Annotated in this window: 9 protein-coding genes; 5 read left to right on the top strand and 4 right to left on the bottom strand. The window is 61.1% G+C overall.

What is annotated here, in order from left to right; genetic code table 11:
* Positions 1 to 94 precede the first annotated feature (94 nt).
* The 4 genes from FBY02_RS00785 to FBY02_RS00770 form a co-directional block, all read right to left on the bottom strand.
* On the bottom strand, positions 95 to 3,952 hold the full coding sequence (locus FBY02_RS00785) for a M10 family metallopeptidase (RefSeq protein ID WP_144921990.1): 3,858 nt from the start codon (positions 3,950 to 3,952) through the stop codon (positions 95 to 97).
* A 119-nt stretch (positions 3,953 to 4,071) separates the two neighbouring features.
* On the bottom strand, positions 4,072 to 5,385 hold the full coding sequence (locus FBY02_RS00780; protein WP_144921981.1) for a TolC family protein: 1,314 nt from the start codon (positions 5,383 to 5,385) through the stop codon (positions 4,072 to 4,074).
* Position 5,386: 1 nt separating this feature from the next.
* Positions 5,387 to 6,706: an HlyD family type I secretion periplasmic adaptor subunit gene (locus FBY02_RS00775; RefSeq protein WP_144921978.1), complete on the bottom strand. Its 1,320-nt coding sequence runs from the start codon at positions 6,704 to 6,706 to the stop codon at positions 5,387 to 5,389.
* Positions 6,707 to 6,726: 20 nt separating this feature from the next.
* Positions 6,727 to 8,442, bottom strand: coding sequence for a type I secretion system permease/ATPase (locus tag FBY02_RS00770; RefSeq protein ID WP_144921975.1), 1,716 nt, complete (start codon positions 8,440 to 8,442; stop codon positions 6,727 to 6,729).
* A 431-nt stretch (positions 8,443 to 8,873) separates the two neighbouring features.
* Here FBY02_RS00770 and FBY02_RS00765 point away from each other — a divergent pair, with 431 nt between their 5' ends.
* The 5 genes from FBY02_RS00765 (at position 8,874) to FBY02_RS00740 (ending at position 17,174) form a co-directional block, all read left to right on the top strand.
* Positions 8,874 to 9,638 (top strand): ABC transporter substrate-binding protein, encoded by a 765-nt coding sequence (locus tag FBY02_RS00765; RefSeq protein WP_256662444.1) that lies wholly within the window; start codon positions 8,874 to 8,876, stop codon positions 9,636 to 9,638.
* Positions 9,639 to 9,990: 352 nt separating this feature from the next.
* Positions 9,991 to 11,244, top strand: a complete 1,254-nt coding sequence (gene mexE, locus FBY02_RS00755) for a multidrug efflux RND transporter periplasmic adaptor subunit MexE (RefSeq protein ID WP_047703215.1) — start codon at positions 9,991 to 9,993, stop codon at positions 11,242 to 11,244.
* 15 nt (positions 11,245 to 11,259) lie between these two features.
* Positions 11,260 to 14,439 carry an efflux RND transporter permease subunit gene (locus FBY02_RS00750; RefSeq protein ID WP_144921967.1) on the top strand — a complete coding sequence of 1,060 codons (3,180 nt, stop codon included), beginning with the start codon at positions 11,260 to 11,262 and terminating at the stop codon, positions 14,437 to 14,439.
* A gap of 11 nt (positions 14,440 to 14,450) precedes the next feature.
* A complete protein-coding gene (locus tag FBY02_RS00745) occupies positions 14,451 to 15,872 on the top strand; it encodes an efflux transporter outer membrane subunit (RefSeq protein ID WP_144922605.1) in 1,422 nt (473 codons plus the stop codon).
* Positions 15,873 to 16,118: 246 nt separating this feature from the next.
* Positions 16,119 to 17,174: a lipopolysaccharide assembly protein LapB gene (locus tag FBY02_RS00740; RefSeq protein WP_144921964.1), complete on the top strand. Its 1,056-nt coding sequence runs from the start codon at positions 16,119 to 16,121 to the stop codon at positions 17,172 to 17,174.
* Positions 17,175 to 17,178 lie beyond the last annotated feature (4 nt).

The raw sequence follows: 17,178 nt of genomic DNA, 5'->3' as shown, positions 1-17,178 counted from the left end.
CGAATGACAATGGGAGAAATCGACAGGCTGGCTGGAATTATTTTTGTGGAGAAGGGATCTCTCCCCTCGCCACAATGACTCATAGGCCGATCGGTCAGGCGACCAGATCGCTGGCACTGAAGGTGTTGACACCCACCAGTTGGATTTCGAAGTCCGCTGCCGTATTGCCGTCGATATTGCCGGAAAGCACATGATCGACGAAGCGCAATTGCCCCACACCGCTGAAATCAGCCGAATCGATGAAAGTGAATTTGTTGATCCCCGCCACGAGGATATTGGCATCCAGCTTCGACAGATCGAGCTTATCGCCCTGGAGTCTGCTGAAGTCCAGAATGACATCGCGAGCGCCGCCGATACCCAGCTCATTCAGCGCGCTGAACACAAATCGGTCGGCTCCGGCACCACCGGTCAGGGTGTCGATACCAATGCCACCGATCAGCAGGTCATTGCCCGCGCCGCCGTCAAGTTGATCGTTGCCTGCTCCACCGTTCAGCGTATTGTTGGCGGCATTGCCGGTCAGCACGTTGTCCAGGGTGTTACCGGTACCGTTGATGAGGGCGGTGCCAGTCAAGGTGAGGTTTTCCAGATTGGCGCCCAGCGTCCAGCTCACCGACGAACGCACGGTATCGATTTCGCTGTCCAGGGTACTGGTTTCGCTGATAATGTCCTTCAGGTTATCGACGATATATGTGTCGTTGCCGGTACCACCGATCAAGGTATCGGCACCCGCACCACCGTCCAGGATGTCCGCACCGTCCAGGCCATTCAACACGTTGGCGGCGCTGTTGCCGAACAGCGTGTTGTCCGCGGCGTTACCGACCAGGTTGATGGCGGCAACGCCGAGCAGCTGACCATCCTCGACGTTGGTCGACAGGGTATGACTGACCGACGTGCGGACCAGATCACGGCCTTCGTCGGCGAGTTCGGTGATCGTGTCACCGAGGTTGTCGATCAGGTAGGTGTCATCCCCCGCCCCACCGATCAGCGTGTCCCGCCCGGCGCCGCCATTCAGCACGTTGTTGCCGGCGTTACCGGAGAGCACGTTAGCCAGGGCGTTGCCGGTGCCGTTGATTGCGGCAACACCGGTCAGCGTGAGGTTTTCCAGGTTGGCACCCAGGGTCCAACTGACCGAGGAGCGCACGGTATCGATTTCACTTGCCAGGGTGCTGGTTTCGCTGACCACATCCTTGAGGTTATCGACCAGGTAGGTATCGTTGCCGGCCCCGCCGATCAGGGTGTCGATACCGAGGCCGCCGTCCAGGACGTTGGCGCCGGCGTTACCGGTGAGGCGATTGTTCAGGGCATTGCCGGTACCGTCGATACTGCCTGTTCCGCTGAGCGTGAGGATTTCGAGATTGCTGCCCAGGGTGTAGCTGATGGACGACAGGACGCTGTCGATTTCCGTGAGCGACGCACCTGCCTCGGTGATCGTGTCCCCGACGTTGTCGACCACATAGGTATCGTTGCCGGCCCCGCCCATCATGCTATCCGCACCGCCCAGGCCGTTGAGGATGTTGGCGGAGGCATTGCCGATCAGCACGTTGTCCAGGGCGTTGCCGGTACCGTTGATCGCGGCAACACCGGTCAGCGTGAGGTTCTCCAGGTTGGCGCCCAGGGCCCAACTCACCGAAGAACGCACGGTGTCGATTTCGCTGTCCAGGGTACTGGTTTCGCTGACGACGTCCTTCAGGTTATCGACGATATATGTGTCGTTGCCGGTACCACCGATCAAGGTATCGGCACCCGCACCACCGTCCAGGATGTCCGCACCGTCCAGGCCATTCAACACGTTGGCGGCGCTGTTGCCGAACAGTGTGTTGTCCGCGGCGTTACCGACCAGGTTGATGGCAGCGATGCCGAGCAACTGACCGTCCTCGACGTTGGTCGACAGGGTATGACTGACCGACGTGCGGACCAGATCGCGGCCTTCGTCGGCGAGTTCGGTGATCGTGTCACCGAGGTTGTCGATCAGGTAGGTGTCATCCCCCGCACCACCGATCAGCGTGTCCCGCCCGGCGCCGCCATTCAGCACGTTGTTGCCGGCGTTACCGGTGAGCACGTTAGCCAGGGCGTTGCCGGTGCCGTTGATTGCGGCAACACCGGTCAGCGTGAGGTTTTCCAGGTTGGCACCCAGGGTCCAACTGACCGAGGAGCGCACGGTATCGATTTCACTTGCCAGGGTGCTGGTTTCGCTGACCACATCCTTGAGGTTGTCGACCACGTAGGTATCGTTACCGGTTCCGCCGCTGAGGGTGTCGATACCGAGGCCGCCGTCCAGGACGTTGGCGCCGGCGTTACCGGTGAGGCGATTGTTCAGGGCATTGCCGGTACCGTCGATACTGCCTGTTCCGCTGAGCGTGAGGATTTCGAGATTGCTGCCCAGGGTGTAGCTGATGGACGACAGGACGCTGTCGATTTCCGTGAGCGACGCACCTGCCTCGGTGATCGTGTCCCCGACGTTGTCGACCACATAGGTATCGTTGCCGGCCCCGCCCATCATGGTATCCGCACCGCCCTGGCCGTTGAGCACGTTGGCGGCGGCGTTGCCAGTCAAGCTGTTGTCCAGGGCATTGCCAACAAGGATGAGCGCTGCAGTGCCAAGCAACTGACCGTCCTCGACATTGGCGGACAAGGTATAACTTACTGAAGTACGAACCAGGTCTCGACCTGCGTCGGCAAGCTCGGTGACCTTATCGCCAAGGTTGTCGACGACATAGGTATCATTCCCCTCACCACCGACCAGCGTATCCAGCCCGACTCCACCGTTCAGAACGTTGTTACCGTCATTGCCGGTCAACACATTGTTCAGGACATTGCCAGTACCATTGAGGTGGTCAGTTCCGGTCAGGACAAGATTTTCCAGATTGGCGCCTAAGGTCCAGCTCACCGAAGAGCGCACCGTGTCGATCTCGCTGGCCAGGGTACTGGTTTCGCTGACTATATCCCCGAGGTTATCGACCACGTAGACGTCGTTACCTGCCCCGCCAACCATGGTGTCCTTGCCGGCAAGTCCGCTCAGGACGTTGCCCAGTGAATTACCGATCAACGTATCGTCAAAGGCTGAACCGACTGCGTTTTCGATTTTTGCACCGTAGGCTATTGCCAAGCCTTCGTTGAAGTCGCGGAAGTTGGAATCAAGGAACGTCTTGCCGATCTTGCTGAACTGACCTTCGTTCAGGTTGATGCGCACCGCTGCCGCCTGATTGCTGGCATCGATTGTGTCGGTGCCACCTGCATCCCAGATAGTTTCAAAGACCTTTTGATCCGCCGCCCAACTATAGGTGTTATTACCGGTTTGCCACTGGGTGTTGGCACCATAGAGTCGCTGGATGGCGGCAATGTCCAGCAACATGGGCGTGGTCGGCTCGTAGGAGTACGCGTTGTCGTAACTCATGATCGTGTAACGAACATCATCGTACTGGGCAGCAAGCACCGTCTTGTTTGTCAGCCCCTGGGAGAACGGATGCTTCAAACCCAGTGCATGACCAATCTCATGCATGAAAGTCAGGTAGTCGTAGCTCCCTTGATCGGGAGTCGGATCATTGGTCGCCCGCCCGATCCAGACATCGCCGGCGACGGGGCTTCGCCCGGGGAAGTACCCCCAGGCTGCGGTGTCGGAATCCATCCAGAAATAGCCGCCAAATCGCAAGTCACCGACATTTGCGGAGGTCTCGCTGACCTCCGTGAACTTGATGTTGGCGACTGAGCTCCATTGATCGAGTGCACTGGCAATGGCGGTTTTCTGCGTCGAGCTCAGGACATACTTGCCGATGTACTCCCTTTCGTAACTATAGGACGAAGCGAACACAGAGTCGCTGGTTATGAAACTGTATGTCAGGGACGTACCGTTGCTGGTACCTGTCCAGTAAGTGCCATAGATCAAGCTGTCGATTTGCGCGTTGCCCGTCAGCGTTGCCGATGAAACAGATGAATAACTAAATGGACTAGGCATGCAAAGCTTCCTGTGTGCAAATCGACGGCCCTTCCTGGGTTCGGCCGCTGCAAGGGGGCATGGTGTCTGGAAATGGCAGCATTGATATCACCTTGCCACCAAATTTGCAATTTCTGACGCTATTTTTTTGGCGCAACCAGCCATTCGTTGGCCTTGCGAATATCCCCGTCCCCCAACCTTCCGCTCCAGCGATGCAGTACAAGCAAACTGGTGACGAAGCGGTACTGGGCTTGATAGAAATCACGCCGTGCTCGAAACTCTTCCTTGATGCTGTCCAGGACATCCACAGCATTCTTTACGCCATACCCGAAAGCCTTTTCCGTAGCCATCCGCGATTTTTCAGCCGATTCCAGTGCATGGCGTGTGGCCTTGATCCGACTGAGTTCGGCCGACATCCCGAGATAGGCGGTGCGGGTTTCCTTGACCACCTGGCGCCGCAAGGCTTCAAGCTCTTGCAGGGCGACTTCCTTGTCGCTTTCGGATGTCGATACCCGGGCGCTGGTGGATCCACCACTGTAGAGAGGCACCTGCAAATCAAGTGAGGCGACGAGGTTGTCCGAACGCGGCGTCACCGCCCCTTCATAACCGATATCGCTACGTTGCGCCGTCAGGTTCAAGCCCACACGGGGCAGATGACCGGCCTTGGCTTCACCGATAGCCGCCTCGGCGGCGCGGATACCGTGCTCGCGAGCATGCAGTGCCGGGTTGCTGTCGAGGGCCGCCTGCACCCAATAGTCCGGAGCTTGTGCCGGCAGACTGAATGCCGGGTTGTCGCCGATACGCTTGAAGGGCTCCTGGACATCACGCCCCACCAATTCGGAAATGGCTTCCCGGCTGATCTGGACCTTGTTGCCGGCCTCGATCTCATCCGCCTTGAGCGCATCCACTCGCGCCTCCAGGCCAAGGGTATCGGTCACCATCGCCATTTGTCGCGCATACAGCGCATTGACGCGCTTGAGGTTGCGCTCGGTGGCGTCCAGCTCGCTGCGCACCAGGGACAGTTCGTCCTCCGCCGCGAGCACAGCGAAGTAGCGCTCGGACAGGTCGATGCTGGACTGCACCTGGGTGTCGTCGGATTCGTATTCGGTCTGCCGGGCCAGTTCCACGTACTTCTGGTAACTGCGCCAGACCTGCGGGTCGTAGATCACCTGACTGAGTGCCACGGCCATGCGCTTGCCGTTGTATTGGATACGGCTCAGGTCGTCGTCACGCCGACCGCGATTGACGCTGCCGCTGGCGTTGAGCTGCGGCAGCAGCTGACCAAGGGCCGCGCGCTCGTTACCCTCCCCGCTATGGATCCGGGCTTGCGCCCGCAGAATACGCGGATCGGCACCCTGGGCTTCCTGATGGAGCTGCCACAGGTCCATGTAAGTGTCTTCGGCAACGGCGCCAAGCGGCACGACGAGCAGATAGAGCGCGATCAGGGACTTCATATCAGTCCTCGATCAACGAACGGGCGAACGCATTGCTCGCTGGCTGTATCAAGTATTGCAACAGCGTCCGCTCACCGGTATTGATCAGCACTTCGACCGGCATCCCCGGCACAAGGACCAGCCCCCCCAGCGCCTGGCGTCCCTTGTCGGTCAAGGCCAGCCGTGCCAGGTAGTACGGCGCGCCCGTATCCTTGTTGATCAGGCGATCAGCGGATACCTGCACCAGTTGCCCTTCGACCACCGGCGTAGTGCTGTTCTTGAACGCACTGAAACGAATGTTCGCCAACTTGCCCACTGCGATGCGATCGATGTCCATCGGTGAAACCTGGGCTTCCACGATCAGCTCTTCGTTGGCCGGGACGATGTCCAGCAGCGCCGTGCCAGGGCTGACAACCGCTCCCAGGGTATGGACGGTCATGCCCATGATCATGCCCGATTCGGGTGCGAGGATGTCAGTGCGCTGGTCACGATCCTGCAGGGTCGCCAGCCGCTCGCGCAGTTCATACACCTTGGTCCGGGCATCCCCCAACAAGCCGGCGACTTCGCTGGCGAAGGTCTTTTTCAACTGCAGTATCTTCAGTGTCGCCTCGTCGGCATTGATCCGCGCCTGGGCGATCTGGGACCGGGTTTCGGCTATTTCGGTCTGCAGCCGGGAGAGGCTGCGCTCCTGTTCACGCAAACGCTGCTTGTCCACGTAACCTTCGGCAAGCAGCGCTCGTAAATCGACAATTTCAGCCTCGTAGGAGGCCGCCAGCATCTGCTTGCTGGCGACGATGGTCTTGAACCCGCGAATCTGCTCTTCGATTTGTCCGATGGTCTTTTCCTGCAGGCCGACTTCGCCTTGCAGCGAATTCCGTCGAGCCTGAAAGATCCGGGCCTCGCTGTCGCGGGCCTCGCGTACTCGCGGATCAGCAGGATCCAGGGTCGGCACGGCTGCCGGCGCGGGCAGTGCGTCCCGCTCAGCCTCCAGTCGGGCCTGCAACTCGAGCGCGGCGATCAACTGGCTGCGCATGGCTTCCATTTCCGAGCGCGCCTGGGTGTTGTCGAGCACCAGCAATAGATCGCCGGCGCTCACCCGGTCGCCGTCATGAACGCGCAGCTCGCGGACGATGCCCCCCTCAAGATGTTGTACCGTCTTGCGGTAGGTTTTGACCGTGACCACGCCCGGCGCCAGCGCGGCACTGTCGAGCGGTGCCAGGCTAGCCCAGCCGCCGAACAGGCCGAAAGTCACCAACAGCAGGAGGTAGCCGATACGCCGTGCCGGTCCATCATCGATCGGCAGCGCGGGCATGTGGGCGAATGAAGGCTGACTGTTCTGCATGAAAAGAGGTAATCCGCTACTTACGATTGAATCGCGGTGGCCGGCTGGACTGCAGGCGCAACGCCCTGCAATCGCGCCAGGACGTTGTCCCGCGGGCCGAACAGGCTCAGCTCGCCTTGATTGAGCACCAACAGTTTGTCTACCTGCGCCAGCACCCCGGAGCGATGAGTGATGACAAACACCGTGGCCCGACTCTGCCTGAGTTTGCGCAGGGCCTCGGCGAGCATTTTTTCTCCGGCGTCATCCAGGTTGGAGTTGGGTTCGTCAAGGACCACCAGGCGCGGTTCGCCGTACAAGGCACGGGCCAGGCCAATACGTTGACGCTGGCCGCCGGATAAGCCTGCGCCATTGGCACCGATCACGGTGTCGTAGCCCTCGGGTAATTGCAGCACCAGCTCATGCACGCCGGCCATGCGCGCGGCGGCAACCACCGCAGGCGCGTCCGCAGGGCCGAAACGCGAGATATTCTGGCTGATGGTGCCCTCGAACAACTCGATGTCCTGGGGCAGGTAACCGATGTACTGGCCCAGCGCTTCACGGCGCCATTGGCTGATGTCCGCAGCATCCAGGCGCACGGTACCAGCCTGGCGTGGCCAGATTCCCAGCAATGCCCGGGCCAGGGTTGATTTCCCGGCCCCGCTGGGGCCGATGATGCCCACCACCTCCCCCGCGGAGACCTGGAAGTCCAGGCCACGGATGATCGGTTTGTGCGTATCGGGGGCGCCGACCGACAACCCTTCGACATGAATCGCCCCCTCTGGCGCCGGCAACTGCATGCGTTCAGGCTCCGCGGCAACCTTGATCAGCAACTCATGGAGCCGGGCATATTGAGCGCGCGCGCCGAGAAAACCTTTCCACACGCCGATCAACTGGTCGATAGGCGCCAACGCGCGCCCCAGCAAAATGGAGCCGGCGATCATCTGCCCGGGCGAAATCCGGTGGGTTATCGTCAGATAGGCACCCAGGCCCAACACCAGGGATTGGACGATCTGGCGGAATGTCCTGGATAGCGCCGCGATGGTTGCACCGCGGTCGCTGGCCAGGCTTTGCAGGATCAGCACCTCATGGACCCGACGGCTCCAATGCTCACGCAGGCTTGCAAGCATGCCCATGGACTCGACCACTTCGGCATTGCGCAGGCTCTTGCTTACGAAAGCGGTGGCCATCATCTGTTGCCGGTTGGCGGCCTGCAGCGGCGAGCGCGTGAGTTTTTCGTTGACGAAGGCCAACGTCCCCAGCAACAACGCGCTCAACACTCCCATCCAACCGTACCAGGGATGGAACATGAACATGATGCCCAGGTAGATCGGAATCCAGGGCGTATCGAAAAAGGCGAACAGGCCATTGCCGGTCAGGAACTGACGCAAGGCGCTCAGATCGCTCAACGGCTGGCCCGAGGCGTTCATGCCGCCGGTATTGAGTGCCTGCCTGAAACTGGCATCGAACAGACGCCGCCCCAACAACGAGTCCAGGCGCGTACTGACTCGCACCATTATCCGCGAACGCACCCACTCCAGGCCGCCCATCGTGGTCATCAACAGCAACATGATCAGCGTCAGCATCAACAACGTCGACAGGCTGGCGCTGCCTACCGCGCGGTCATACACCTGCAGCATGTAGAACGACGGCACCAACATCAGCAAATTGACGAAGAAACTGAAAAAACCAACGGATAGAAAACTACCCTTGCAAAGGGCAAGAGCACTTTCCAGCTCGGTCCTGGGGTGGGCTGACATGGTTCATACCTGAGGTCGATCTGGAGGCCGACCTGCAAAAATCGTAGTAGACGCTGGCGCATGAACGCCTTGAGGAACGTCGGCAGACACCTCTTGAGCGCCCGCACGGTTTGAGCTGCCTGCGCTGTATCGGCAGGTGGGCGTGGTTCTGAAGGGGAAGTTGCAACCGTGCAGTTGATCCGCCAAGGCAACGGCATCCGTCCGCCAATCCGGATTCAAAACGCAAGGCCTTCGGCGCTCAGATGATCTATACCTTCAAGAAAACCCTTAAGGTCAAGGCAACAGCAACAGAACCTTCCGGCGAAACGATCATGGCGGGTCTGCTTTTCGGGAACGCCGCATCGAATGATTCGTATAACCTGCGAGGCGCTGTTTCACGCCGCCGGCCACAGTAGAATGCAGCACTTTTTTCAATGCCTGAAGTATCGATCATGAGCCGGATCACCTGCGTGTTGAATGTCCGTTCCGAAGTGCTTTCACGGCTTTGTCTATTGCTATCGCTGCTGTTCGTCCAGAGCGCGCACGGCGAGCCCAGGCCAATTGAACTGCACATCCTGGACGCCCCGCCGTTGACCTTCGTCAACGACCCCAGGGGCAATGGCATCGTCGGCGATATCGCCGTGCAGGCCATGGTCAAGGCGGGTTACGCGGTGAAAATCCATGTATTGCCCTGGGCCAGGGCGCAAAAACATGTCAGCGAGGAGCGAGACCATCTTATCGCCCCCCTGTCGCGCATCCCCAGTCGTGAGGATCACTTCACCTGGATCGCCTCCATCATGCCGATGGAGCGGGCTTTCTTCAGCCTCGACCGGCAAGTGCGCAATTTTGCCGAAGCCAGGGATACCTACCACAAGATCGGCGTTGGCCTGGGCAGTGCCCAGGAAGATATCCTCCGGGCCGAGGGTTTCAGGGATGACCAGATCTATCGTCTGACCATTGGCGACAACCCTGCCCAGATGCTGCTGATGGGACGCATCGATGCCTGGTTCAACGGTGTTCCGGAAAGTCGCTACATCTGGCCGAAAGTGTCCCAGCGCAAATTGCTCATGAGCCCGGTCAACAGCCATGCCGACCTTTACCTGGCTTGCTCGAAGCAATGTTCTCCCAAAATGGCGGAGGATTTGCGCGAGGCCGTTGAAATGCTGCGCAAGGACGGCACCATCGACCGTGTGCATGACCGCTACCTGCCGCAATAAACCCTGCTCCAAGGGCTGCTCGCGATGGCGCTGGTTCAGCTTGCATCAATATTGAATGCACCGCCGTCATCGCGAGGCCTGTGGTATACGCGAAGGCGCATATACCCCGATCCAGTGTGGGAGCGGGCTTGCTCGCGAAAGCGGTGGTTCAGCTTGCATCGATGTTGAATCTACCGCTGCCTTCGCGGGCAAGCCCGGCTCCCACCGGGCCTCCCCCTCGCCGCCTTTGATCCGCAGGCGGGCTGCGCTTATATCATTCCGAATGATAGTTACCTTTGCTTCATTCGATTCGTTCCCCTGCATTGCGCCACGCATTATCCGCCCATCTCAATACACTTGGCGGATGCTATCCATGGACCATTCACTTTCAAAACTACGTTTTCCCCTCGCACTGTTGGCGGTGCTGGTGATAAGCGCCTGTGGCAAGACACCTGACACGGCAGCGTCCATGCCGGCCGCCAAAGTCAGCGTGGCCAAGGTACTGGAACAGCCAGTCAACGAATGGGACGAATTCACCGGACGCCTCGAGGCGCCGGAAACCGTCGAGATTCGTCCACGGGTTTCCGGGCAGATCGATGAAGTGGCCTTCACTGAAGGTGCGCTGGTCAAGAAAGGCGACCTGCTGTTCCAGATCGACCCACGTCCCTTCCAGGCTGAAGTGCGTCGTCTCGAAGCCCAGTTGGCCCAGGCCCGCGCCACGGCCACCCGCAGCGAGAACGAAGCCCAACGTGGCGAGCGCCTGCGCCAGAGCAATGCGATTTCCGCCGAACTGGCAGACTCGCGTACCAGCGCCGCCCAGGAGGCCCGTGCCGCGGCGGCGGCGATCCAGGCGCAACTGGACCTGGCCAAACTGAACCTGAGCTTCACCCGCGTCACTTCGCCTATCAATGGTCGCGTCAGCCGCGCGGAAATCACCGCCGGCAACCTCGTGACCGCCGACGTGACCGCGCTCACCAGCGTGGTTTCCACCGACAAGGTCTACGCCTACTTCGACGCCGACGAGCGTGTTTTCCTCAAATACACCCAGCTCGCCCGCCAGGGCCAGCGCGGCCAGGCCACGCCGGTCTACATGGGCCTGTCCAACGAGGACGGCAACCCGCACCAGGGCCAGATGAACTTCATCGACAACCAGGTCAACCCGCAGACCGGCACCATCCGCGGCCGCGCCGTGTTCGACAACAAGGACGGCGCCTACACCCCCGGCCTGTATGCCCGGCTGAAGCTGGTGGGCAGCGGCACCTACTCCGCCGTACTGATCAACGATGAAGCCGTAGGCACCGACCTGGGCAAGAAGTTCGTGCTGGTGATGGACGCCGACAACAAGCCTGCATATCGCCCCGTCGAGCTGGGGCCGAAGATCGAAGGCCTGCGCATCGTGCGTAGCGGCCTGAGCAAGGACGACACCATCATCGTCAAGGGGCTGCAACGGGCTCGCCCAGGGGCACCGGTCACGCCTGAAGTCGTGCCGATGGCCAGCGAACAAACCCTCGCGGCCCTGGCTCAACAACGCAAAGCGCTCGAAGCCAGCAACCTGCCCCAGGTCGCGCCGTCCAAGGCGACGTCCACGGCGGCGGGCAAACTGGCCGCTGCGACCCCACGCGGTTAAGGAACTGAACTCAAGATGAAATTTTCCCAGTTCTTCATTTCCCGGCCGATCTTCGCAGCGGTGCTCTCGCTGCTGATCCTGATCGCCGGCGCCATCTCGCTGTTCCAGTTGCCGATCAGCGAATACCCCGAAGTCGTGCCGCCGACGGTAGTCGTGCGGGCCAACTTCCCGGGCGCCAACCCCAAGGTCATCGGTGAAACCGTGGCCGCGCCCCTGGAACAGGCCATCACCGGCATCGAGAACATGCTGTACATGTCCTCGCAGTCCACCGCTGACGGCAAGATCACCCTGACCATCACCTTTGCCCTGGGCACCGACCTGGACAACGCCCAGGTACAGGTGCAGAACCGCGTCACCCGGACCGAGCCCAAGCTCCCGGAAGAAGTGACCCGGATCGGCATCACGGTGGACAAGGCGTCGCCCGACCTGACCATGGTCGTGCACCTGACCTCGCCGGACAAACGCTACGACATGCTCTACCTGTCCAACTACGCCCTGCTCAACATCAAGGATGAGCTGGCGCGCCTGGGTGGCGTGGGTGATGTGCAACTGTTCGGCATGGGCGATTACTCCCTGCGGGTCTGGCTCGATCCGAACAAGACCGCTTCGCGCAACCTGACCGCCACCGACGTGGTCACCGCCATCCGCGAGCAGAACCGTCAGGTCGCGGCCGGTGCCCTGGGTGCGCCGCCGGCGCCGAATGCCCAGGCTTTCCAGCTCTCGATCAATACCCAGGGTCGCCTGGTGAATGAGGAAGAGTTCGAGAACATCATCATCCGTTCCGGCGCCAATGGTGAAATCACCCGCCTGAAGGACATTGCCCGGGTTGAGCTGGGCTCCAGCCAGTACGCGCTGCGCTCGTTGCTCGACAACCAGCCGGCGGTGGCGATCCCGATCTTCCAGCGCCCAGGTTCCAACGCCATCCAGATCTCCAACGACGTCCATGCCAAGATGGACGAACTGAAGAAGAACTTCCCGGCGGGCATGGACTACAGCATCGTCTATGACCCGACGATCTTCGTGCGCGGTTCCATCGAGGCGGTGGTCCACACCCTGTTCGAAGCGCTGATCCTCGTGGTGCTGGTGGTGATCCTGTTCCTGCAGACCTGGCGTGCCTCGATCATCCCACTGGTGGCCGTGCCGGTATCGTTGATCGGTACGTTCGCGGTGATGCACCTGTTCGGCTTCTCACTGAACGCGCTTTCGCTCTTCGGGTTGGTGTTAGCCATCGGTATCGTGGTGGACGACGCCATCGTCGTGGTGGAAAACGTCGAACGGAACATCGGCCTCGGCCTCACCCCGGTGGAAGCGACCAAGCGTGCCATGGGTGAAGTGACGGGCCCGATCATCGCGACCGCCCTGGTGCTGTGCGCGGTCTTCGTTCCGGCAGCCTTCATCAGCGGCTTGACCGGACAGTTCTATAAGCAGTTCGCGTTGACCATTGCCATATCCACCGTGATCTCGGCATTCAACTCCCTGACCCTGTCGCCGGCCCTGGCCGCGGTGTTGCTCAAGAGCCATGACGCGCCCAAGGACCGTTTCTCCAAGTTCCTCGACGCACTGCTGGGCAGTTGGCTGTTCCGTCCGTTCAACCGCTTCTTCGACCGCGCCAGCCATAGCTACGTGGGCGCCGTAGGCCGCGTGATCCGCAGCAGCGGCATCGCCCTGTTCGTCTACGCGGGCCTGATGGTGTTGACGTTCTTCGGCTTCTCCAACACCCCGACCGGCTTCGTGCCCGGCCAGGACAAGCAATACCTGGTGGCCTTCGCCCAACTGCCGGATGCCGCAAGCCTGGACCGCACCGAAGACGTGATCAAGCGCATGTCCGACGTGGCGCTCAAGCAACCAGGCGTTCAGAGCGCGGTGGCGTTCCCGGGCCTGTCGATCAACGGTTTCACCAACAGCCCGAACGCCGGCATCGTGTTCGTGACCCTCAAACCGTTTGACGAACGCAAGGACCCGAGCCAGTCGGCCGGCGCCATCGCCGGTGCCTTGAACGGCCAGTTCGCGGGCATCCAGGAAGCCTACATGGCGATCTTCCCGCCGCCGCCGGTACAGGGCCTGGGCACGATCGGTGGTTTCCGCCTGCAAATCGAAGACCGGGGTAACCTGGGCTACGACGAGCTGTACAAGGAAACCATGAACATCATCACCAAGAGCCGCAGCGTGCCGGAACTGGCCGGGCTGTTCACCAGCTATACCGTGAACGTGCCCCAGGTCGATGCCGCCATCGACCGGGAAAAAGCCAAGACCCACGGCGTGGCCGTCAGTGACATCTTCGACACCCTGCAGATCTACCTGGGTTCGCTGTATGCCAACGACTTCAACCGCTTCGGCCGTACCTACCAGGTCAACGTCCAGGCCGAGCAGCAATTCCGTCTCGAATCGGACCAGATCGGCCAGCTCAAGGTGCGCAACAACCGTGGCGAGATGATTCCGCTGGCGACCTTCATCAAGGTCAGCGACTCCTCGGGACCGGACCGCGTGATGCACTACAACGGCTTCATCACCGCTGAAATCAACGGTGCCGCCGCGCCAGGCTACAGCTCCGGCCAGGCCGAGAAAGCCATTGAGAAACTGCTCAAGGACGAATTGCCCAACGGCATGACCTACGAGTGGACCGACCTGACGTACCAGCAGATCCTGTCGGGCAACACCGCGCTGTTCGTGTTCCCGCTCTGCGTTCTGCTGGCGTTCCTGGTGCTCGCGGCGCAGTACGAAAGCTGGAGCCTGCCGCTGGCGGTGATCCTGATCGTACCGATGACCCTGCTGTCCGCCATTACCGGGGTGATCCTGTCCGGTGGCGACAACAACATCTTCACCCAGATCGGCCTGATCGTACTGGTGGGGCTCGCCTGTAAGAACGCGATTCTGATCGTCGAGTTCGCCAAGGATAAACAGCTTGAGGGCATGAACCCGCTGGCTGCGGTCCTGGAAGCCTGCCGCCTGCGTCTGCGGCCGATCCTGATGACCTCCGTGGCCTTCATCATGGGCGTGGTGCCCCTGGTGTTCTCCAGCGGTGCCGGCGCCGAAATGCGCCACGCCATGGGTGTCGCGGTGTTCTCGGGGATGTTGGGCGTGACCTTCTTCGGCCTGCTGCTCACCCCTGTGTTCTATGTACTGATCCGTAACTTCGTCGAGCGCAGCGAGGCCCGCAAGGCGGCCCGGGCTTTGAAACTGGAGACGCAACAATGAGCCTGGCAACAATGAGCTTGAAACTGTTCGCGCCGAGCTTGCTGGTCCTGGCGCTGAGTGCCTGCGCCGTGGGGCCGGACTACAAGGCTCCGCAAACCGAGGCGGCGAATATCACTACCGCCACCGACGGCGCCGCCGGCCAGAAGAACTTCGACCGGGCCCGTTTCGAAGGTGTCTGGTGGCAGCAGTTCGATGATCCGACCCTCAACGCGTTGGTGACCCGCTCCCTGGAAGGCAACCGTGAGTTGCGCGTCGCCTTCGCCCGTCTGCGGGCGGCCCGGGCCATTCGTGACGACGCCAGCAATGATGCGATGCCGACCATCACCAGTCGCGCCAGCAGCAACCTGGGCAAAGGCCAGATTCCGGGGCAGACCACCGACCGGGTCAATACCGAGCGCTACGATCTGGGCTTGGACATGGCCTGGGAAGTGGATCTGTTCGGGCGCATCCAGCGCAACCTGGAAGCCACCGACGCCGATCAGCAGGCGGCCGAAGCCGATCTCTACCAACTGCAGGTGACCATGATCGCCGAGCTGGTGGATGCCTACGGTCAACTGCGCGGCGCCCAACTGCGGGAAAAAATCGCCCTGGCGAACCTCCAGAACCAGCAGGCGTCACGCAAGATCACCGAAAGCCTGCGCGATGCCGGCGTAGGCGATCAGTTGGACGTGGTCCGTGCCGACGCACGCCTGGCCTCGGTAGAAGCCAGCGTGCCGCAGTTGCAGGCCGAACAGGTGCGTCAGCGCAACCGCATCGCCACCCTGCTGGGTGAACGTCCGGACAGATTGAGCGTGGATCTGAGTCCCAAGGACCTGCCGGCCATTGCCAAGGCCTTGCCAATCGGTGATCCGGGACAACTGTTGCAACGTCGACCGGACATTCTCAGCGCCGAACGTCAATTGGCCGCGGCCACAGCACGCATTGGCGTGGCCAAGGCCGACCTGTTTCCACGGGTCAGCCTCAGTGGCTTCCTTGGGTTTACCGCAGGACGTGGTTCGCAGATCGGTTCCTCGGCAGCCAACGCCTGGGCACTGGGCCCGAGCATTACCTGGGCAGCGTTCGATCTGGGCAGCGTGCGGGCTCGCCTGCGCGGTGCCAATGCCGAGGCCGATGGCGCCCTGGCGACTTATGAGCAACAGGTGCTACTGGCCCTGGAAGAATCGGAAAACGCCTTCAGCGATTATGGCAAACGCCAGCAACGCCTGATCTCGTTGATCCGCCAGAGCGAATCCAGCCGTGCCGCTGCCGACCTGGCGGAAATTCGCTACCGCGAAGGCACCGTGGACTTCCTCGTGCTGCTCGACGCCCAGCGCGAACGCCTCGCCGCTGAAGACACCCAGGCCCAGGCCGAAGTCGATCTATACCGCGGCATCGTCGCGATCTACAAGGCCCTGGGCGGTGGCTGGCAGCCGGAAACCGTCGCCAGCAACTGACCGGCCTTTGCACAGAGCCCCTTTGGTTGACCGCAATCAACCAGATCCTTGCCCCGTCTCCGCCTTGGACGCGGGGCTTTTTTATTTCTTAGCCCGGAGCAGGCTCGCTCCCACAAGGGCTTCGCTAGATCCCCGCGAGAGCAACCTGTCCTCCCAGGCCCTGCATAGCTGTCACAAGGTTTGACTCAGCCCCCCACCTGACCGAAGCTTGCGACACTTCAAGTTTCCCGGTTATGGATTACCTGCATGCCTTCGTCTCGCCGCTATCTTCTGTTCAGCCTTGGGATCGTCCTGATGATCGGTCTGGTTGCGTTGTGGCGGCACAGCAGCACCCCTCAAATCCCCGAGGCCGTCAAGCGCGGCTACAGTGAGGCCCTGGCGCAGGCGCGCAACGGGCTCCCGGGCGCGGCGAGAATGCTCTATCAGCAACTCGGGCGTCCGGACCTCTCGCCCAAGCGTCGCGTATGGCTGCACGCCGAACTGCCCAACTACCCAAGCCCCCAGGCCCTGAAACTGGCGGATGCGGACCTGCACAACGAATCGCCGGATGTACGCCGGGCAGCCATCGGCAGCATTGCCGGACTGGTGCCGACGGGGCAGCGCAGCCTGCTGCTCGGGCCGTTGCTCGACGATGACGACTCCGGCGTGCGATTTGCCGCCGTGAACGCCCTGCTGGGCCTGTCGCCGGATGACCTTGGCTTGTACTTCGGGGCCATGCAATTGGCCATCGACACCTGGGAACAGCAGCTTGAAGACGGCCCGCAAACCACCGAGTCCCTCTATCAACTCGCCCGCCTGTACCTGCACAACGCCGAGCTGAAAAAAGCTCAGCAAGCACTGGAACAAGCCTTGCGCCTGCAACCCAACAACTTGCCGGCGGTGGTCATGCAGATCGAGGTACTCGACAAACAGGGCCAGGGCGAAGCCGCGCGACAATTACTCGCAAGACAGTTGCAAAGCCAGCCCCAGTCAGCTTACCTGCAACATGCGCTGGGCATGTGGTTGCTGCAGCACGGCCAGAGTGAGTACGCGGTGCTCGGCCTGGCAAAAGCCGTGGAGCTCGAGCCCGACAATCGTCATTACCGTTACGACCTGGCAACCACCCTGCATGCCGAGCAGGAATTGGAAGCCGCGCAGAAGCAGTTGCAGGAAATTGTCCAGCGCTACCCCGCCGACCGTAAGGCGCGGGTGCTGCTGATCAATTACTGGAAGGAAACCGGACAACTGCAGAATGTGCAGATATTGTTGGCGAAACTGGAGCAGCTGAACCCGGACGACCCGGCGTTGCAGCAGGGGTTGTAGAAAG

It is taken from the genome of Pseudomonas sp. SJZ078 (assembly GCF_007828255.1).
In the GTDB taxonomy this organism is placed as follows: Bacteria; Pseudomonadota; Gammaproteobacteria; order Pseudomonadales; family Pseudomonadaceae; genus Aquipseudomonas.
This window is presented reverse-complemented; position numbering and strand designations above follow the sequence as displayed.